The organism is Microcoleus sp. F4-D5 (assembly GCF_036704885.1).
GTDB lineage: Bacteria > Cyanobacteriota > Cyanobacteriia > Cyanobacteriales > Microcoleaceae > Microcoleus.
The window spans coordinates 118,734-133,874 of the sequence record NZ_JAUBSX010000007.1; the positions used below are offsets into that span (position 1 = coordinate 118,734).

6 protein-coding genes are annotated in these 15,141 nt (G+C 45.6%); 4 read left to right on the top strand and 2 right to left on the bottom strand.

Features of this window, described 5'->3' with window-relative positions:
• Nucleotides 1-91: 91 nt before the first annotated feature.
• Nucleotides 92-5,905: a CHAT domain-containing protein gene (locus tag QUA80_RS05615; RefSeq protein WP_333422204.1), complete on the top strand. Its 5,814-nt coding sequence runs from the start codon at nt 92-94 to the stop codon at nt 5,903-5,905.
• A gap of 257 nt (nt 5,906-6,162) precedes the next feature.
• Here QUA80_RS05615 and QUA80_RS05620 read toward each other — a convergent pair whose 3' ends face one another.
• Nucleotides 6,163-7,794, bottom strand: a complete 1,632-nt coding sequence (locus tag QUA80_RS05620) for a serine/threonine-protein kinase (RefSeq protein WP_333422206.1) — start codon at nt 7,792-7,794, stop codon at nt 6,163-6,165.
• A gap of 533 nt (nt 7,795-8,327) precedes the next feature.
• Here QUA80_RS05620 and pheT point away from each other — a divergent pair.
• Entirely contained in the window at nt 8,328-10,850 is a 2,523-nt protein-coding gene (gene pheT / locus QUA80_RS05625; protein ID WP_333422208.1) for a phenylalanine--tRNA ligase subunit beta, read from the top strand.
• Nucleotides 10,851-11,112: 262 nt separating this feature from the next.
• On the opposite strand, the gene QUA80_RS05630 is transcribed toward pheT, so the two are convergent.
• Complete coding sequence (locus QUA80_RS05630; protein WP_015177178.1) at nt 11,113-11,685, bottom strand: Uma2 family endonuclease; 573 nt, start codon at nt 11,683-11,685, stop codon at nt 11,113-11,115.
• Nucleotides 11,686-11,846: 161 nt separating this feature from the next.
• On the opposite strand from QUA80_RS05630, the gene QUA80_RS05635 reads away from it, so the two are divergent.
• A complete protein-coding gene (locus QUA80_RS05635) occupies nt 11,847-12,116 on the top strand; it encodes a YciI family protein (protein ID WP_333422210.1) in 270 nt (89 codons plus the stop codon).
• A gap of 13 nt (nt 12,117-12,129) precedes the next feature.
• Nucleotides 12,130-15,141, top strand: coding sequence for a hypothetical protein (locus QUA80_RS05640; RefSeq protein WP_333422212.1), 3,012 nt, complete (start codon nt 12,130-12,132; stop codon nt 15,139-15,141).

Below are 15,141 nucleotides of genomic sequence, written 5' to 3' on the forward strand. Positions count from 1 at the left end.
CAAACTATAGCTTTTGGCTTTTAGGGATTCGCTAGAGAAAGGTTTAGTTGACCCCCCTCTCCCAATTCTTAACTCTCCCAAAAAAACAATTATGCTGCCAGATAAATACCGAAAAGTGCATCGCTGTCTCCCTCTGGTGATGGGTGTGGTATTTGCTACTGCTTACAGCATCCCCATCGGCGGCCAACCCAAGATTGCCCCACCATCCCAGTCACCGGCAACGGAAAAACCCAACCCATCAGGAACGCAGCAACCAGTACAGGCATTTGCTGGGCAACTAGCGGTATTTCTGGGACATAAAGAAATTATTACAAGTGTAGTATTTAGCCCTGATGGGCAGCAAATTCTCACCGCCAGTGGAGATAACATCGTCCGCTTGTGGGATACTTCTGGCAATCTCCTCAAAGAGTTCCGGGCGTATGAAAGAGAGGGAATAAGTACAAATACAAGAGCAGTATTTAGTCCCGATGGGCGGCAAATTCTCACTACCAGTTCAACAGAAGCCGCCCGCTTGTGGGATACTTCTGGCAATCTCTTAGCTGAGTTCCGGGGGACTGACGATCGCAGTGATGTAATCAATGCAGTATTAAGTCCCGATGGTCGCCAAATCCTCACCGTTGGTACCTTTAGAAACAAAGGCGGCTTGTGGTATAAATTCCGTTTGTGGGATACTTATGGCAATCTCTTGGCACAGTTCCAAGGAGACAAGGAAGTCAGAGGGGGTTTAATCTTTGCAAGAGCCGTATTTAGCCCCGATAGTCGCCAAATCCTCACCGTCAGTTCGGATGGAATTGTCCGCTTGTGGGATATCCAAGGCAATCTTCTTAAAAAGTTGCAAAGAGATGAAGGAACTTTCTACAGCGCAGTATTAAGTCCCGATGGTCGCCAAATCCTCACTGCCAGCGATGATAACACTGCCCGCCTGTGGGATACCAATGGTAATCTCCTAGCAGAATTCAAGGGGCATGAGCAATGGGTTAGCAAAGAACTATTCAGCCCGGATGGTAGCCAAATCCTCACCTTCGGCGATCAAGATAAAACCGCCCGCGTTTGGGATACTAAAGGCAATCTTTTGGCACAGTTGCGCGGGCATGAAATTTCTATAGGCAGTGCAGAAGGATTTAGCCCCGATGGTCGCCTAATCCTTACCAGTTGTAGAGATGATGAAACTGTTTGCCTGTGGGATACTCAAGGTAATCTCAAAGCACAGTTGCAGGGGCACGATCGTAATGTTCGGGCAGTATTTAGTCCTGATGGCAGGCAAATCCTCACCTTCGGTTGGGATAAAATCGCCCGCCTGTGGGATGTATCAGCGACAATTGCTGCCCAAGCCGAGCAAATAACTGCTAGGGACACCTTTCAGGAAGGCGTATCTAAGAATAACGCTCAACTGGTAATATTTCGGGGACATCAAGGTGGTCTCACCAGTGCGCTATTTAGTCCCGATGGTAAGCAAATCCTCACCGCTAGTAGAGATAAAAAAGCTCGTTTGTGGGATACCAAAGGCAATCTCTTGGCACAGTTCCAAGGGCATGAGAGTATTGTCAGTAGTGCCATATTTAGCCCGGATGGTCGCCAAATCCTTACCACTGGAGGTAATGATGGAACCACCCGTTTGTGGGATACCAAAGGCAATCCCCTAGCTGTATTGCGGGGACATGGTAGTCAGGTCACAAGTGTAGTATTTAGCCCGGATGGTCGCCAAATCCTCCCCAGCGATGGCGCTGACCCTGCCAGCTTGTGGGATACCAAAGGCAATCTCCTCGCGAAGTTAGCGGGGCCATCAGATGCTTGGGATTGGATAGTTATCAGTGCGGTATTTAGTCCTGATGGCAGTCAAATTCTTACTACCAGTGATAGCAGTAGAACCGCCCGCTTGTGGGATCTCAAAGGCAATCTCTTGGCACAGTTCCAAGGGCATGAGGGTTATCTCAACAGTGCAGTATTTAGCCCAGATGGTAGCCAAATTCTAACTGCCAGCAAGGATGAAACCGCCCGCCTGTGGGATCTCAAAGGCAATCTCTTAGCTGAGTTCCGGGGGCATAAGGAGAGCCTCAAAAGAGCCATATTTAGCCCGGATGGTAGCCAAATTCTTACTATCGGTTTTTACAACGTTCGCTTGTGGGATACCAAAGGCAATCTCTTGGCAGAGTTTCCGAACAATGAGAAAGCGGTCAACAGTGCCGTATTTAGTCCTGATGGAAGTCAAATCCTCACCGCCAGTTATGATAGAACTGCGCGAATTTGGGATACCAAAGGCAATCTCTTGGCTGTGTTCAGAGGGCATGAGGGAGGTGTCAACAGTGCCGTATTTAACCCCGATGGTCGTCAAATCCTGACTGCCAGTGATGATGGCACTGCTCGTTTGTGGGATGTCTCAGTGGCAATTGCTGCCCAAGCCGAGCAAATGGATGCTTTGCAAACCTTTCAGGAAAGCGTATCTAAAAATAGCGCTCAACTAGCAGAGTTACGGGAAGACAAGGAAATCCAGAGTGCCGTATTTAGCCCAGATGGTCGTTATATTCTTACTGCTATCGATCAAATCGCCCGGTTGTGGGATACCAAAGGCAATCTTCTAACCGAGTTTCAAGTCCCTAAAGGAAGGGTCTCCAGACCAGTATTTAGCCCCGATGGTCGCCATATCTTTACAGTTGATGATGAAACCGCCTACTTGTGGGATATCAAAGGTAATATTCTGGCAAAATTCCAAGGACACGAGGGTTCTGTTACAGATGCAGTATTTAGCCCGGACGGTAGTCAAATTCTCACCGCTAGTATAGATAGTACCGCCCGGTTGTGGGATACCAAAGGTAATCTCCTAGCTGAGTTCCGGGGGCATGAATCTAAAGTCAACAATCCAGTATTTAGTCCCGATGGCAGCCAAATCCTCACCGCTAGTATGGATAAAACTGCCCGTTTGTGGGATACCAAAGGTAATCTCTTGGCTGTGTTCCGACATGAGGATGCTGTAATCAATGCCGTATTTAGCTCGGATGGTCGCCAAATCCTGACTGCCAGTGATTATTTTTATGGATATGGCCGTCTATGGGATACTAAAGGCAATCTCCTAGCAGAGTTTCGGGGGCAAAAGGATGTCAATAAAGGCTCTGCTTACCAAAGGAGTGCAGTATTTAGCCCCGATGGGAGTCAAATCCTGATCGCCAGTGGGGATAGGCTTTCCCGCCTGTGGGATCTCAAAGGCAATCTCATTGCAGTATTTCGAGATCATGACAGTTCTATCAACAGCGCCGCATTTAGCCCAGATGGAAGTCAAATCCTCACTGCCAGTGAAGATAAAACTGCCCGCCTGTGGGATAACAAAGGCAATCTCCTGGCAATATTCCGAGGACATGAGGATGGAGTCCAAAGTGCAGAATTTAGCCCCGATGGTCGGCAAATCCTAACTGCCAGTCGGGACAGAACTGCCCGTGTCTGGGATATTGCTACGGGCATCAAAGTTTCTGCGGCTGAAGTAGCATTTATCAAAGGAACTCAACTTTCTAGCCAAAGCACAGTCGAATCTAAACAACTTGCACTTCAAAAATTAGAAGCAGCCCTCGCACTCTATCGTGCAGAGAAAAACTCTGCCCAAACCGCACTCACTCTCCTTTCAATGGGTAAAATTTACGCCAATTTCGGACAATTTCAATCTGCCCTAGACTCCTACAACCAAGCATTACCCTTATCGCAACAAGCGGGTGCCAAAGCACAAGAAGCCGCTATCCTCAACAGTTTTGGTCAACTCTACACCGATTTATCTGACCCGAAAAGCGCCCTGGATTACTATAACCAAGCATTACCCTTATTCTATCAATTAAATGACCAATCGACAGTTGCCAACACTCTCAACAACATTGGTAATATTCATGCTGCTACAGGAAACTGGAAAAATGCCCTAGACTCCTACAACAAAGCCCTGGTCATCTCTCGACCCGCAGGTAATTTAGCAGCAGAAGCTACTGCCTTAGCTGGCATTGGTAGCACCTATATCGCTTCAAAAGAATGGTCAACGGCCCTGAATGCCTACAACCAAGCCCTGATCATCTCCCGACACTTAAACGACAAAGTAAAAGAAACCACAGTCCTCAACCAAATAGGGAAAATACAAGCTGCTTTGGGTCAGAATTCTACCGCCCTTGAAAACTACAACCAAGCTTTATCTCTATCCCAACAACTCGGTTACAAAACAGAAGAAGCGCACATCATCTACAATCAAGCCCTCTTAAACCGCCAACAAAATAACCTCACAGTTGCCCAAACCGAAATCGAAACCGCAATTAATATTATTGAAAACCTCCGCACCCAAATTGCGAGTCAAGAACTGCGCCAGTCTTACTTTGCCCGCAACCAAGATTATTATCAGTTTTACATCGATTTGTTGATGCAACTGCACCAGAAAAATCCAGATAAAGGTTACGACGCACAAGCCTTTCATGCTAGCGAACGTGCCCGTGCCCGCAGTCTGCTTGAACTCCTCAGCGAAGCGAGCGCAAATATTCGCCAAGGTGTTGACCCGCAACTGCTAGCACAAGAACAAAATTTGCAACAACAACTCAGTGATTTTCAGACTCGCAAATACCAAATTGTCAGCGCTCAATCTACCCAACAAGCTCTGGATGAAATTCAACAAAAAATCGACACAGTTCTCAAGGAACTCGCTCAAATAGAAGCTAAAATTCGCGCCAGCAGTCCTCGTTACGCTGCTTTAAAATATCCCGAACCTCTCAACTTGCAACAAATTCAACAACAGGTGCTCGATGACAACACGCTACTTTTAGAATATTCTTTGGGTGAGGAGCGCAGTTATTTGTGGGCGGTGACGAAAACTTCTTTCACCAGTTACGAACTCCCCTCTCGCACCGAGATTGAAGCCACGGCTAAGAATTTCCGCGATACTTTAACCAAAGAGACCACGAGAACCTCTCCTCAAATGGTTGCTGAATCTGCTGATCTTCTGAGCCAAACGATCCTCGCTCCGGTTGCTTCGGAGTTGGGCAACAAGCGCTTGCTAATTGTTGCGGATGGAGCCTTGCAATACATCCCTTTTGGCGCCCTTACTCTGGAAAAATCTGAAGCGCCGCTAATAGTTAAGCATGAAATTGTTAACCTGCCTTCTGCTTCAACTCTGGCTATTCTGCGGCGGGATATGGCGACTCGTCAACCGGCGCCAAAGGCGATCGCCTTGTTTGCAGATCCAGTTTTTAGCCCGGACGACGAACGGCTCAAAGGCATCAGTACATCGCCTGTAACCAAGAATCAAACTGTTGAAAATCTGCCCCTAGAAGCGCAACAATTACAGAGATCAGCCTCTGAGGCTAATATTTATTGGAAGCGCCTACCTGCCACGCGAACAGAAGCTGAGCAAATCCTGGCTTTGGTTCCTGATGATTTGGAAAAACCAGCGTTTGACTTTACTGCTAATCGTACCGCGGCAACCGATCCCGATTTATCTCAATATCGCATTGTTCATTTCGCTACCCACGGATTTGCTAATAGCAAACATCCAGAATTATCGGGATTGGTGCTTTCTTTGGTTGATGAAAAAGGCACGTTACAAAATGGCTACTTGCGACTGAATGATATTTTCAATCTCAATTTGCCGGCTGAATTGGTGGTGCTGAGCGCGTGTCAGACGGGTTTGGGAAAAGAAATTAAAGGAGAAGGGTTGGTCGGTTTGACAAGAGGGTTTATGTATGCCGGCGCGCCGCGCGTGGTGGTTTCTCTGTGGAGTGTTGACGACGAAGTAACTTCTGACCTGATGACACGATTTTACAAAAAAATGCTCCAAGATAAATTGGCGCCTGCTGCGGCACTGCGATCGGCGCAAATCGAAGTGCTACAGCTTTCACAATGGCAATCTCCTTATTATTGGGCTGCTTTTGGGTTGCAAGGAGAATGGAATTGAGTGCGCCACTGCGTGGGTATGTCGGTTGTGGTCGGAGTTTTTTCCTGTGGTTTTTTGCACCATTTTAGGCTGGTAAAAATCATATCAAATCCGGTTGCAGGGGAGCCCCTACAAAAATCGCGGTCGATCGACCGGAAACGATATTATTCGTTTCCATTGGCGGCCAAAAACCAAAGCTATATGATCGGGAGTGCAACCCGAATTGATATTACTGATGACTGATGACTGATGACTGATGACTACAGACGGCGGACTGTTTAAAATCCAAAACTCCGCTTGCCATCCGGCTTCACAGTAAGCCAATTGGTCTTTGCCATTGCCAGTTGTTCCTCAGAAACTGTAGCGTTAGTAAGATTCGCCCCGCACAAATTTGCTCCCCGCAAATTTGCCTTTGTCAAATAAGCCCCCGTCAAGTCAGCGCCTCGGAAATCGGCCCCTTCAAAATTGGCAGTGCTGCAATAAGCCTCAGTCAAGTTAGCATCTCGCAAATTCGCCTGAATTAACCTCGCGTGACCCAAATTCGCCCCCGACAAATCCGCTGCTTGCAAATTTGCCTTCACCAACTTAGCCTGATAAAAATTTCCCCCCGCTAACTGCGCTTTTTGCAATTGCAAACCCGACAGTTCGCAGTCAGCAAAATCGCGCTTGCCTTTAAAATACGCCGCTCGCAAGCTGTTGGTGTCCCACTTCACAAAAGCTTTCGTTACCTTTGACGCTGCTAAATTGCCGCTAGAAGGTGCAACCGTTCCGAAAGTTCTCCCGGACTCAGCCAGAGTCCGGGAAACTCTGGGCTGGATACCCGTGTTCCGGGATTGGGTGAATGAAGTTTTATCGGTGCGGGTTTGCATCGATCGCAAATCTTGACCGATCTTGGTCTGGGGCGAAGGCCACGAAGTAGCCTCACCGTTAAATATCGTCGGTTCTTCAACTGTGCGGCTAGAACCGTTGAATTGAGTTGCCAAGCCATCCATAAGACTTGGGTCTTCAAATTCGCCAGAGAGAGCTCTGATCACATCTCCCGCCGATTGGAAGCGGTGCCCAACCATCGGCTTGAGCATTTTATGGAGAATCCGCGCAAAATGTGGACTCACCTGAACGTGCGGCTGCCAAACAATTTCGCCCGTTACGGCATCGAAATCTAAATCCTTGGGCGACTTTCCTGTCAGCAAGTACAAACAAGTCATGCCCAAGGCGTAGATGTCGCTGGCAAATATCGGCCGCAGCGCCATTTGTTCCGGGGGGGCAAAACTAAATGTGCCGACTGAAAATTTCGTGTTAGCGCTTTGGTCGGCGGGGTCTAATAATATTGTTTGGCTAACTTGATCTTTTACCGCTCCGAAATCAATCAGAACTAAGTGGCCGTCTTGAACTCGGCGAATAATATTTGCGGGTTTGATGTCTCTGTGAATTACTCCTTGGCTGTGGATATATTGCACTACTGGCAGAATTTCTAATAGAAAATTTTTAACATCCGATTCGTTGAAACGGCCCGAGTGCTTGACTTCTTGTTTCAAAGTCGAGCCTCTAACATACTCTTGAACTAAGTAAAATTGCTGTTCGGTTTCAAAATAGTCTAGCAGCCTCGGTACTTGCGGGTGGTCGCCCAGTTGGCCGAGGGTTTTCGCCTCTCGCTTGAATAATTCCCGCGCCATCTCTAAAACTCGCGGCGACGAACTACTGGGTCGCAGTTGCTTGACCACGCAACTCGGTTGACCGGGCAAAGAGATGTCTTTTGCCAGAAATGTAGCTCCAAAACCTCCTTGTCCTAAGGGTTCAATGACTTGGTAGCGAGCGCGCAGCAATAACCGCGCACCGCAAGTCTGACACTGAAGAATAGAGTCAGGAGGGTTTTGAGGATGGGGACAGCCCGGATTTACGCAGTAGCTCATATTGATTGAGTTTGCCTATATTGTTCTGATCTTGTCAGCGTCGCTCGATTGCACAAATGGCCTGTTCCTGCTTCTGGTAGACATACTAATCTATCAGTTTTCGGCAGGCCGTGCCTTCGATTGCGAATTGGAATTGCACCTAAGTCTTTTAGGCCGATATCTTTTCCCTATTTTGATTATCTCGCTGGTGTGAGTTTTTTCGGTTGATTATCCTTGAAGATAGTTTAAAGACTTGCTAAAGTTGTCCTTTTTTGTGTAAAGTCTTTCTAAACTCAGGTGCTTTTTGCGTTTTTAGATGTCTCTAGCATACCTCATTCTCTGAATAAGAATGCTACTCATCCCCCAATAGACATCTACCTTTGGGCAGAGGACTGGTTTTTGCTGATGTGTACCATAACAGTCTTGACAAAATTAAATTAGTATGCTATTAAAAGCTTTCCAGAATAAATTCTGGGACTCAAAAGTCTGTGCCGACAGGCTACGACTTTTGACTAATAACGACTGAGCACGGATAACTAACTACTGACTAAATTATGCGTATATCTCTAAAGTGGCTCCGGGAATTGGTGGATGTGGGAATATCCCCGGAAGAATTAGCCGAAACCCTGACAATGGCAGGGTTTGAAGTCGAAGAAATCGAAGACCGCCGCCCGTGGGCAAGCGGTGTAGTTTTGGGCAAAATCATCGCCTGCGAACAGCATCCGAATGCAGACAAATTGAGAGTTTGTCAAGTGGATGTGGGTTCTTCAGAACCTTTGAATATTGTTTGCGGCGCACCCAACGCTAGAGCCGACATTTACGTGCCTGTCGCTGTTGTTGGCACTTATTTATCGACTATTGATTTAAAGATTAAACCTGCTAAATTGCGGGGAGTTCCTTCAGAAGGAATGATTTGTTCTCTAGCAGAATTGGGACTATCTAAAGAGTCAGCGGGGATTCATATTTTCGAGTTAGAAAATCCGGAATTGGGCAGCGATATTCGCCCGCTTTTGGGTTTAGACGACGTGATTTTAGACTTGACAGCAACTGCCAACCGGGCAGACGCTTTGAGCATGGTAGGCGTAGCGCGGGAAGTGGCGGCGCTTACTGGGGCGAGTTTGAGAATTCCCGCAGCGAATGATGTTGCGATTGAGGGTAAAGAAAGTCCTGCTTTGGCAGTAGAAATATCGGAACCGCAAGGATGCCCGATTTACATCGGCACGGCAATTGAAGGTGTGAAAATTGCTGCTTCTCCAGCTTGGTTGCAGCAGCGGTTGCAGGCGGCGGGAGTGCGGCCGATTAATAATGTGGTTGACGTGACTAATTACATTTTATTGGAGTGGGGACAACCGCTGCACGCTTTCGATCGCGATCGCCTACAATCTTTCACTGGTACTCAAGATATCAGCATTGGCGTCCGCTTTGCAAAAACAGGCGAATCCTTCAAAACTTTGGACGGACAAAACCGCAATTTGCAAGCTCAAAATCTGTTAATTACTGCTAGCGACAAACCTGTTGCTTTGGCTGGGGTAATGGGCGGTGAAGATACGGAAGTTCACGAAGGAACGCAAAATTTAGTTTTGGAAGCCGCGATTTTTGACCAGGCAACGATTCGCCGTTCTGCGCGCGCTCAAGGCTTGCGGAGCGAGGCTTCGATCCGCTACGAACGGGGGGTGAATCAGGCAGCCTTGGCGACGGCCTGCAACCGCGCTGTAGCTCTAATTTTGGAGTTGGCTGGAGGCACTGCAACGGTTCAGAAAACGGCAAGTTCCGGCGATGATTTGAGTTTTTCGCGATCGCTCGAATTGCGTTTAGACCGAGTAAATCTGGTTTTGGGGCAGTTGAAAAGAGGAGAAACGGGCGGTTCTAAATATCTGGAACCGGAAGAGGTAAAAAATATTCTGACAGCCTTGGGATGCGAAGTTGTTCCGACTGAAAAAGAACGGGTTTGGAATGTGACTGTGCCGCCTTACCGCTACCGCGATTTAGAAAGGGAAATTGATTTAATTGAGGAAGTTGCCAGACTCCACGGTTATGACAATTTCTGCGATACTTTGCCTAGCAAAACGGAACCCGGTTATCTGTCGGCAGAATATGCGGCAATTCGGAATGTGCGATCGGCTTTTCGGGCGGCCGGTTTGACCGAGTTGATGCACTATTCTTTGGTGAAAACTGAGGGAGACAATCAGGTGGTGCTGGCGAATCCGCTGTTTGTGGAGTATTCGGCTTTGCGGACAGAAATGCTGTCGGGTTTGATTGATGCTTTCCAGTACAATTTGGAACAGGGAAATGGGGCGCTAAACGGTTTTGAAGTCGGCCGCATTTTTTGGAAGGAAGAGGGCGGGCAGGATGCCCACCCCACAATTAATGGCGGGCAGGATGCCCACCCCACAATTAATGGCGGGCAGGATGCCCACCCCACAATGAAGGAAGCCGATGCAGTGGCGGGGATTATCGGCGGCGATCCGACTGTGTGGAAATGGCAGCAGGGAGGGCGCGATCGACCTTTGAGTTGGTTTGAGGCAAAAGGTATTTTGGAAAGCGCATTTCAAGAGTTGGGTTTGTCGGTGGAATATCAAAGCGATTCCTCGAATACGCGCTTGCATCCTGGCCGCACCGCTGCGTTGTCGTTAAACGGGAAACATTTAGGAGTTTTCGGACAGTTGCACCCGCAATTGCAGCAAGAAAAGGATTTGCCCGAGCAGGTTTACGTGTTTCAATTAGATTTAGCGGTGCTGTTGGGTGGATTAGGGCGATGCAGCAACTTAACTCGCAAGTTTGCGGGTTATTCGAGTTTCCCCGCTTCTGACAGAGATATTGCGTTTTTCGCACCGGTTGAAGTTCCGGTTGTTGAGATGCAGAGTGCGATGAAAAAGGCGGCGGGTAGTCTGCTGGATTCCGTGGAATTGTTCGACGAATATCGCGGCGACAACGTGCCGGCGGGACAGCGGAGTTTGGCTTTTCGGTTAGTTTACCGCGCGGGCGATCGAACTTTGAGCGAAACCGATGTCGAACCGGCACAACAAAAAGTGCGCGATGTTTTAGTAGAGAAATTCGGCGTTAGTTTGAGAAGCTAAAATAGGCCGCTACTAACCAATGGAAACCGCCAGGGAATGAATTCCCTGGCTCAAAGCTAAAGTCCTCTCAAGAGGACTAATAAGATTTACGGATTACAAGGTAAATTTGCCATTTTGAGCAAAGCGAAGAATCTCAAATTCTTGCAATAAAACCGTCTAAAGTGCATAATTTCTAACTAATGAACTCTTCAGTCCTATGCAAGAGGACTTCAGCTTTGAGGCGGGGGTTTCAACCCCTGCCGGACTCAATTTTTAACGTTAATTAAATTGACACCAACGGCCGCAACATATCCCGAACCATAAAGGAAATCTCGGGAAACTGCAAAGAAGAAATGCTCGCATCATCCCCAAGAACTACTATACTTTGATAACCATCCTGACTCGGTTCTCGCAAAACGTGGAGTTGCCGATTATTAACATCCAAAACCCAATAATCAGCAATTCCCGACTGAGCATAAATAGTCGCTTTAATCCCCAAATCTGTTCTCAGCGTAGTATCGGCAACTTCAATAATCAGATAAATTTCTGAGGGAGTTGGATGGTGGTCTTCATAGTAAAGTGGATCTGGTATAACTACAGAAATATCTGGTTCTGGTTCAGAGTAATTATTGAGCCGAACCGGGTCTTGCAGCCGCACAAAAATCTGCTCTCCTAAACGGTTATCCAGTAATATCTTCGTGCGCGCAATCGCTGCACCGTGTGCTGTTCCTTTTGCTGCCATCTTGACTATCTGTCCTGCTAGTAATTCTACTCGTTCATCTTCGTCAAGAATCCCAATTTCGGCCATACGGTGATACTCTTGAACCGTCAACAAACGAATGTCTAATAAAGTCATAGCAATCTTCTCCTATCTAAGAATCATCTCTGTTTCCCCTCTTCCTCTGCGCCCTCTGCGCCCTCTGCGGTTAATTAATCTTAATCCTTAAAATTTTCGTTAAATCCTGTTACTCCTATTGTACAATAACTTTTAAACAAATTCATCTAAGGCTCAAAACCGTGACCAAATATGTGATGTGGGGAAGTTACTGCGAAGACGTTCTCGAAAAACGCGCTCCGTTTCGAGACGCTCATTTAGCCGGATTGGCTACGCAAAAGGAATCGGGCGTATTAATTACGATCGGACCAACCAAAGATTTAACTAAAGTTTTTGCAATTTACGAAGCGGAAGATGAGGCGGCCGTGCGAGAATTAGTGGAAGCCGATCCTTATTGGGTAAATGGGGTTTGGACTGAGTACGATGTGAAAGAGTGGATTCAAGCTTTTTGAAGGGGTTAACAGGGTGAACATCTTAAGATTGGATGAAAGCGATTTAGTTCCAGTGGACTATGGCGATTTGCTGGACAAGATTTTAGAAGTTTTGCAATCGAAAAATCCGTTTAATATATCAGATGACCGCCGCCGTCTGATCGTAGATATTGATGCCATTGCTGCTGAGGTTGCAAAAATAGAAGTGCGGACGCCCTTGGGTTCCTTGGAACGTCAAGCAGATGCTGCTACGGTTAATTTTCCGCCGGAAGTTGAAGAGCGTTTTGGCAGTCAAATTACGCAGATTCAACAGTGTTTGCGGCAGCAATTAGAATCTATTTTAGGACAAAATGTTGCCATTGAAAAATTTGTAAATAGCTTAACCAGTCTTCTAGATTCTTTTAAAGGCCGCGGAAGTCAGTTGGGCTTCAAATACGATTTTGACAAAAAACATTACAATTTGCAAAAAAAGAAGCTAACTTTGGAACCATTGGGCACTGGAAGCGATTCCTTGCTCAAGTTTCACAAAGTTACTATTTCTGTCGGAAATGCAAATATTTTTCAACAAGAATTGCAAGAAGGTTTAAAAAATTATATTGATAAAAAAGCTCAGACTGAGGATGACAATGATGAACTCAATCGACTGCTTCAGGAAATGTTGAGTGATGAAACTTCTAGTTTTCATCGATTAGTGCGAATTGTCGATAAAGAAACTCTAGGTCAGCTAAAAAAAGAAGCCAAAATTACTTACTTAGAATATATTTTAGCAAACGTCAGCCCAGATAAAGCCAACGACAGAGGCTGCATTTATTTACAAGATTTGATCCGGCGCTTGCGGTTGATAGAACAGTATATCAAAGACGCTGATAAAGTTGAGGGAGACTATCTGGTTAACTATCAGGAGACTAAGATTAATTATAAAGATGTGTTTTCGCGATCGGAAGCCTTAGATGCCCTGCCCATCATTCCAATTATAGCAGGTAATCTTGGAGAAACGACAGATAACTCTGGAGGCGATCGCCAATTTGTGTTTGGTTTAAAACTAAAGTTGGGCAATCCAGTTCCATCGCACGGCGCAGATAGCGTATTTGACTACAATCTCAGTCTACTAAATCCTGACAGCCCGGAACACTTAGCCGCATTAGAGGAACCAGCCTCTCACGAAACCTTCTTTCTCAAGGTACTAAAAATAGCATTTTTATACTATTTTGTATTTGCTTCTAACAGCAATCCCCTAGATCCAAATTACAACGCAGAATCTGAACTTGATTACGATCCGATAGCCAATTTTGAGCGTAAAGTATTTCCCGTACTCAATGAATCTAACGAAGATGCAAAAAAAGAGCTGTTTCGCAATTTTATTAAAGGATTTGAGAAGTTTAATATTAAGGTAAAAATTAACAGCCTTAAAGTTTTTTTAAAAGACTTCATTAATACAAAAACTATTTTGCATCCCCGCACAGAAGCACGACACATCTTAATTGAAACAGGCATCCTCAGAAAAGTAAATAATACTTTGACAACGGGTAAATTTTTCAAAGAAGTAGTGCAGCGCAATCCCAAGGAAACGCTTCAGTATATTTCCGTGGGACAGCCGAATGTCAGCCCAGAAGCTATTTGTCAATTGCCAGTCAATATTACCATTGAAGATATTCGCTATTTCTCAACTGATGAATTCCAAAGTTTTAGCATGGAATACAACATCAAAGGTATCCAGGCTTTGCCTATACTTTCGGTTCCGAATGCCAAGCGTTCTCAAGAAATTTTAAATGAAAATTTTAAGGGTAAATTAGTTGTGTTTCCCTACGAATACCGACGCTTAGATAGCCAAGGAGGTTTGAAACAAGAAGCAGCTTTTGTTTACAAGTTTGCGGTTTTGCTGCTGTCGTATATTTGCTTGCGAATCTTGTTGAAAAAATTACCAAATAATACATTCGTGCCGATAGTGAGAATTCACGAAGGCGACCACGATCATCCTTTCCCTTCGGAAAAATTTATGGGGCATCTTTCCAAAACATTATCTCACATTTTGAGTGAAAATCACCGAACAAACTCCCAGGGATTCCGTATCAGGGGCACTTTGAGTGCTTTTAAAATCAGAAACGGTTTGAGTTCGCTGTATTCAATACTTCCTAAAAAGTTTCGATTTAACAAACTACAGCTATCTCCAGAATTGGAGAATTTAGCGATTATTGCAGTATCTACAAGAGACAGCGATGCGAGAAAAGGTAGGGGCGATAATCGCGCATCAAGAAAAGCCTGTTTGCTGGGCGAAGTTACCGGAATCAGGCGCTACGAAGACGAAACTATTCAAGTCGGATTGCTGAAAACTTTCTCCGCAAATTATAGCCTCGAGCATCTTTATACTCAGCCATCAATTCTCGAAGATATTGTCAGCCAGTTATACAAGCGAGGATATAGAAATTTTCTGTATATTTCGCAAGCACCTTATATGAGTACGCTGCACATTACTAAAAATGATGAAGACGAGAAATTGTTTTTCATGTCGAAAGATATCATCCGCACCTTGAAAGGAGAGCGACAAGATATTAGAATTTATCCGGTATTCCTGGATAAATACTACGTTTACAGTCCCCAAAAGCATCGGGGAGAATCTTTTTATATTCAAGATACAGCGGAACTTGCTAACTTATTTGCAGATCCGAGCAAGCAAGCCGCGATGTTTTTCAATCTGTTTAATGGGATTAAAGTGGAACAAGGGGAAAAGAATTTTTACAATGGGGTAATTTCATATTCGACACTGTTGAATATTTACGAGGGAATTATCGACGATAAAAATATTCGCCAAGGCTTAATTTATGATAGTGAAATCAAAGATACTTTATTGAACTATTTGACACTTTTTCACTTTTCTAAGTACGAAGCACGCCAACAAATTAGCTTGAAACTCGATCCGTTCGATCGCATTATTGGCGAGTCATCCGTTGGTGCTTTATCTGAATTTAGTCACGCGGGTGGAAGTGCTACTTTTAATTCGTTGGCATTTTTGAACAAGGTAAGAGAAGTGTTAAATGTAGCCGATTGA

What these genes read in the sequence shown, in the direction of transcription:
- QUA80_RS05630 (WP_015177178.1), bottom strand. Translation starts at nt 11,685, where the DNA reads ATGACTTTATTAGACATTCGTTTGTTGACGGTTCAAGAGTATCACCGT.
- QUA80_RS05615 (WP_333422204.1), top strand. Translation starts at nt 92, where the DNA reads ATGCTGCCAGATAAATACCGAAAAGTGCATCGCTGTCTCCCTCTGGTG.
- QUA80_RS05620 (WP_333422206.1), bottom strand. Translation starts at nt 7,794, where the DNA reads ATGAGCTACTGCGTAAATCCGGGCTGTCCCCATCCTCAAAACCCTCCT.
- pheT (WP_333422208.1), top strand. Translation starts at nt 8,328, where the DNA reads ATGCGTATATCTCTAAAGTGGCTCCGGGAATTGGTGGATGTGGGAATA.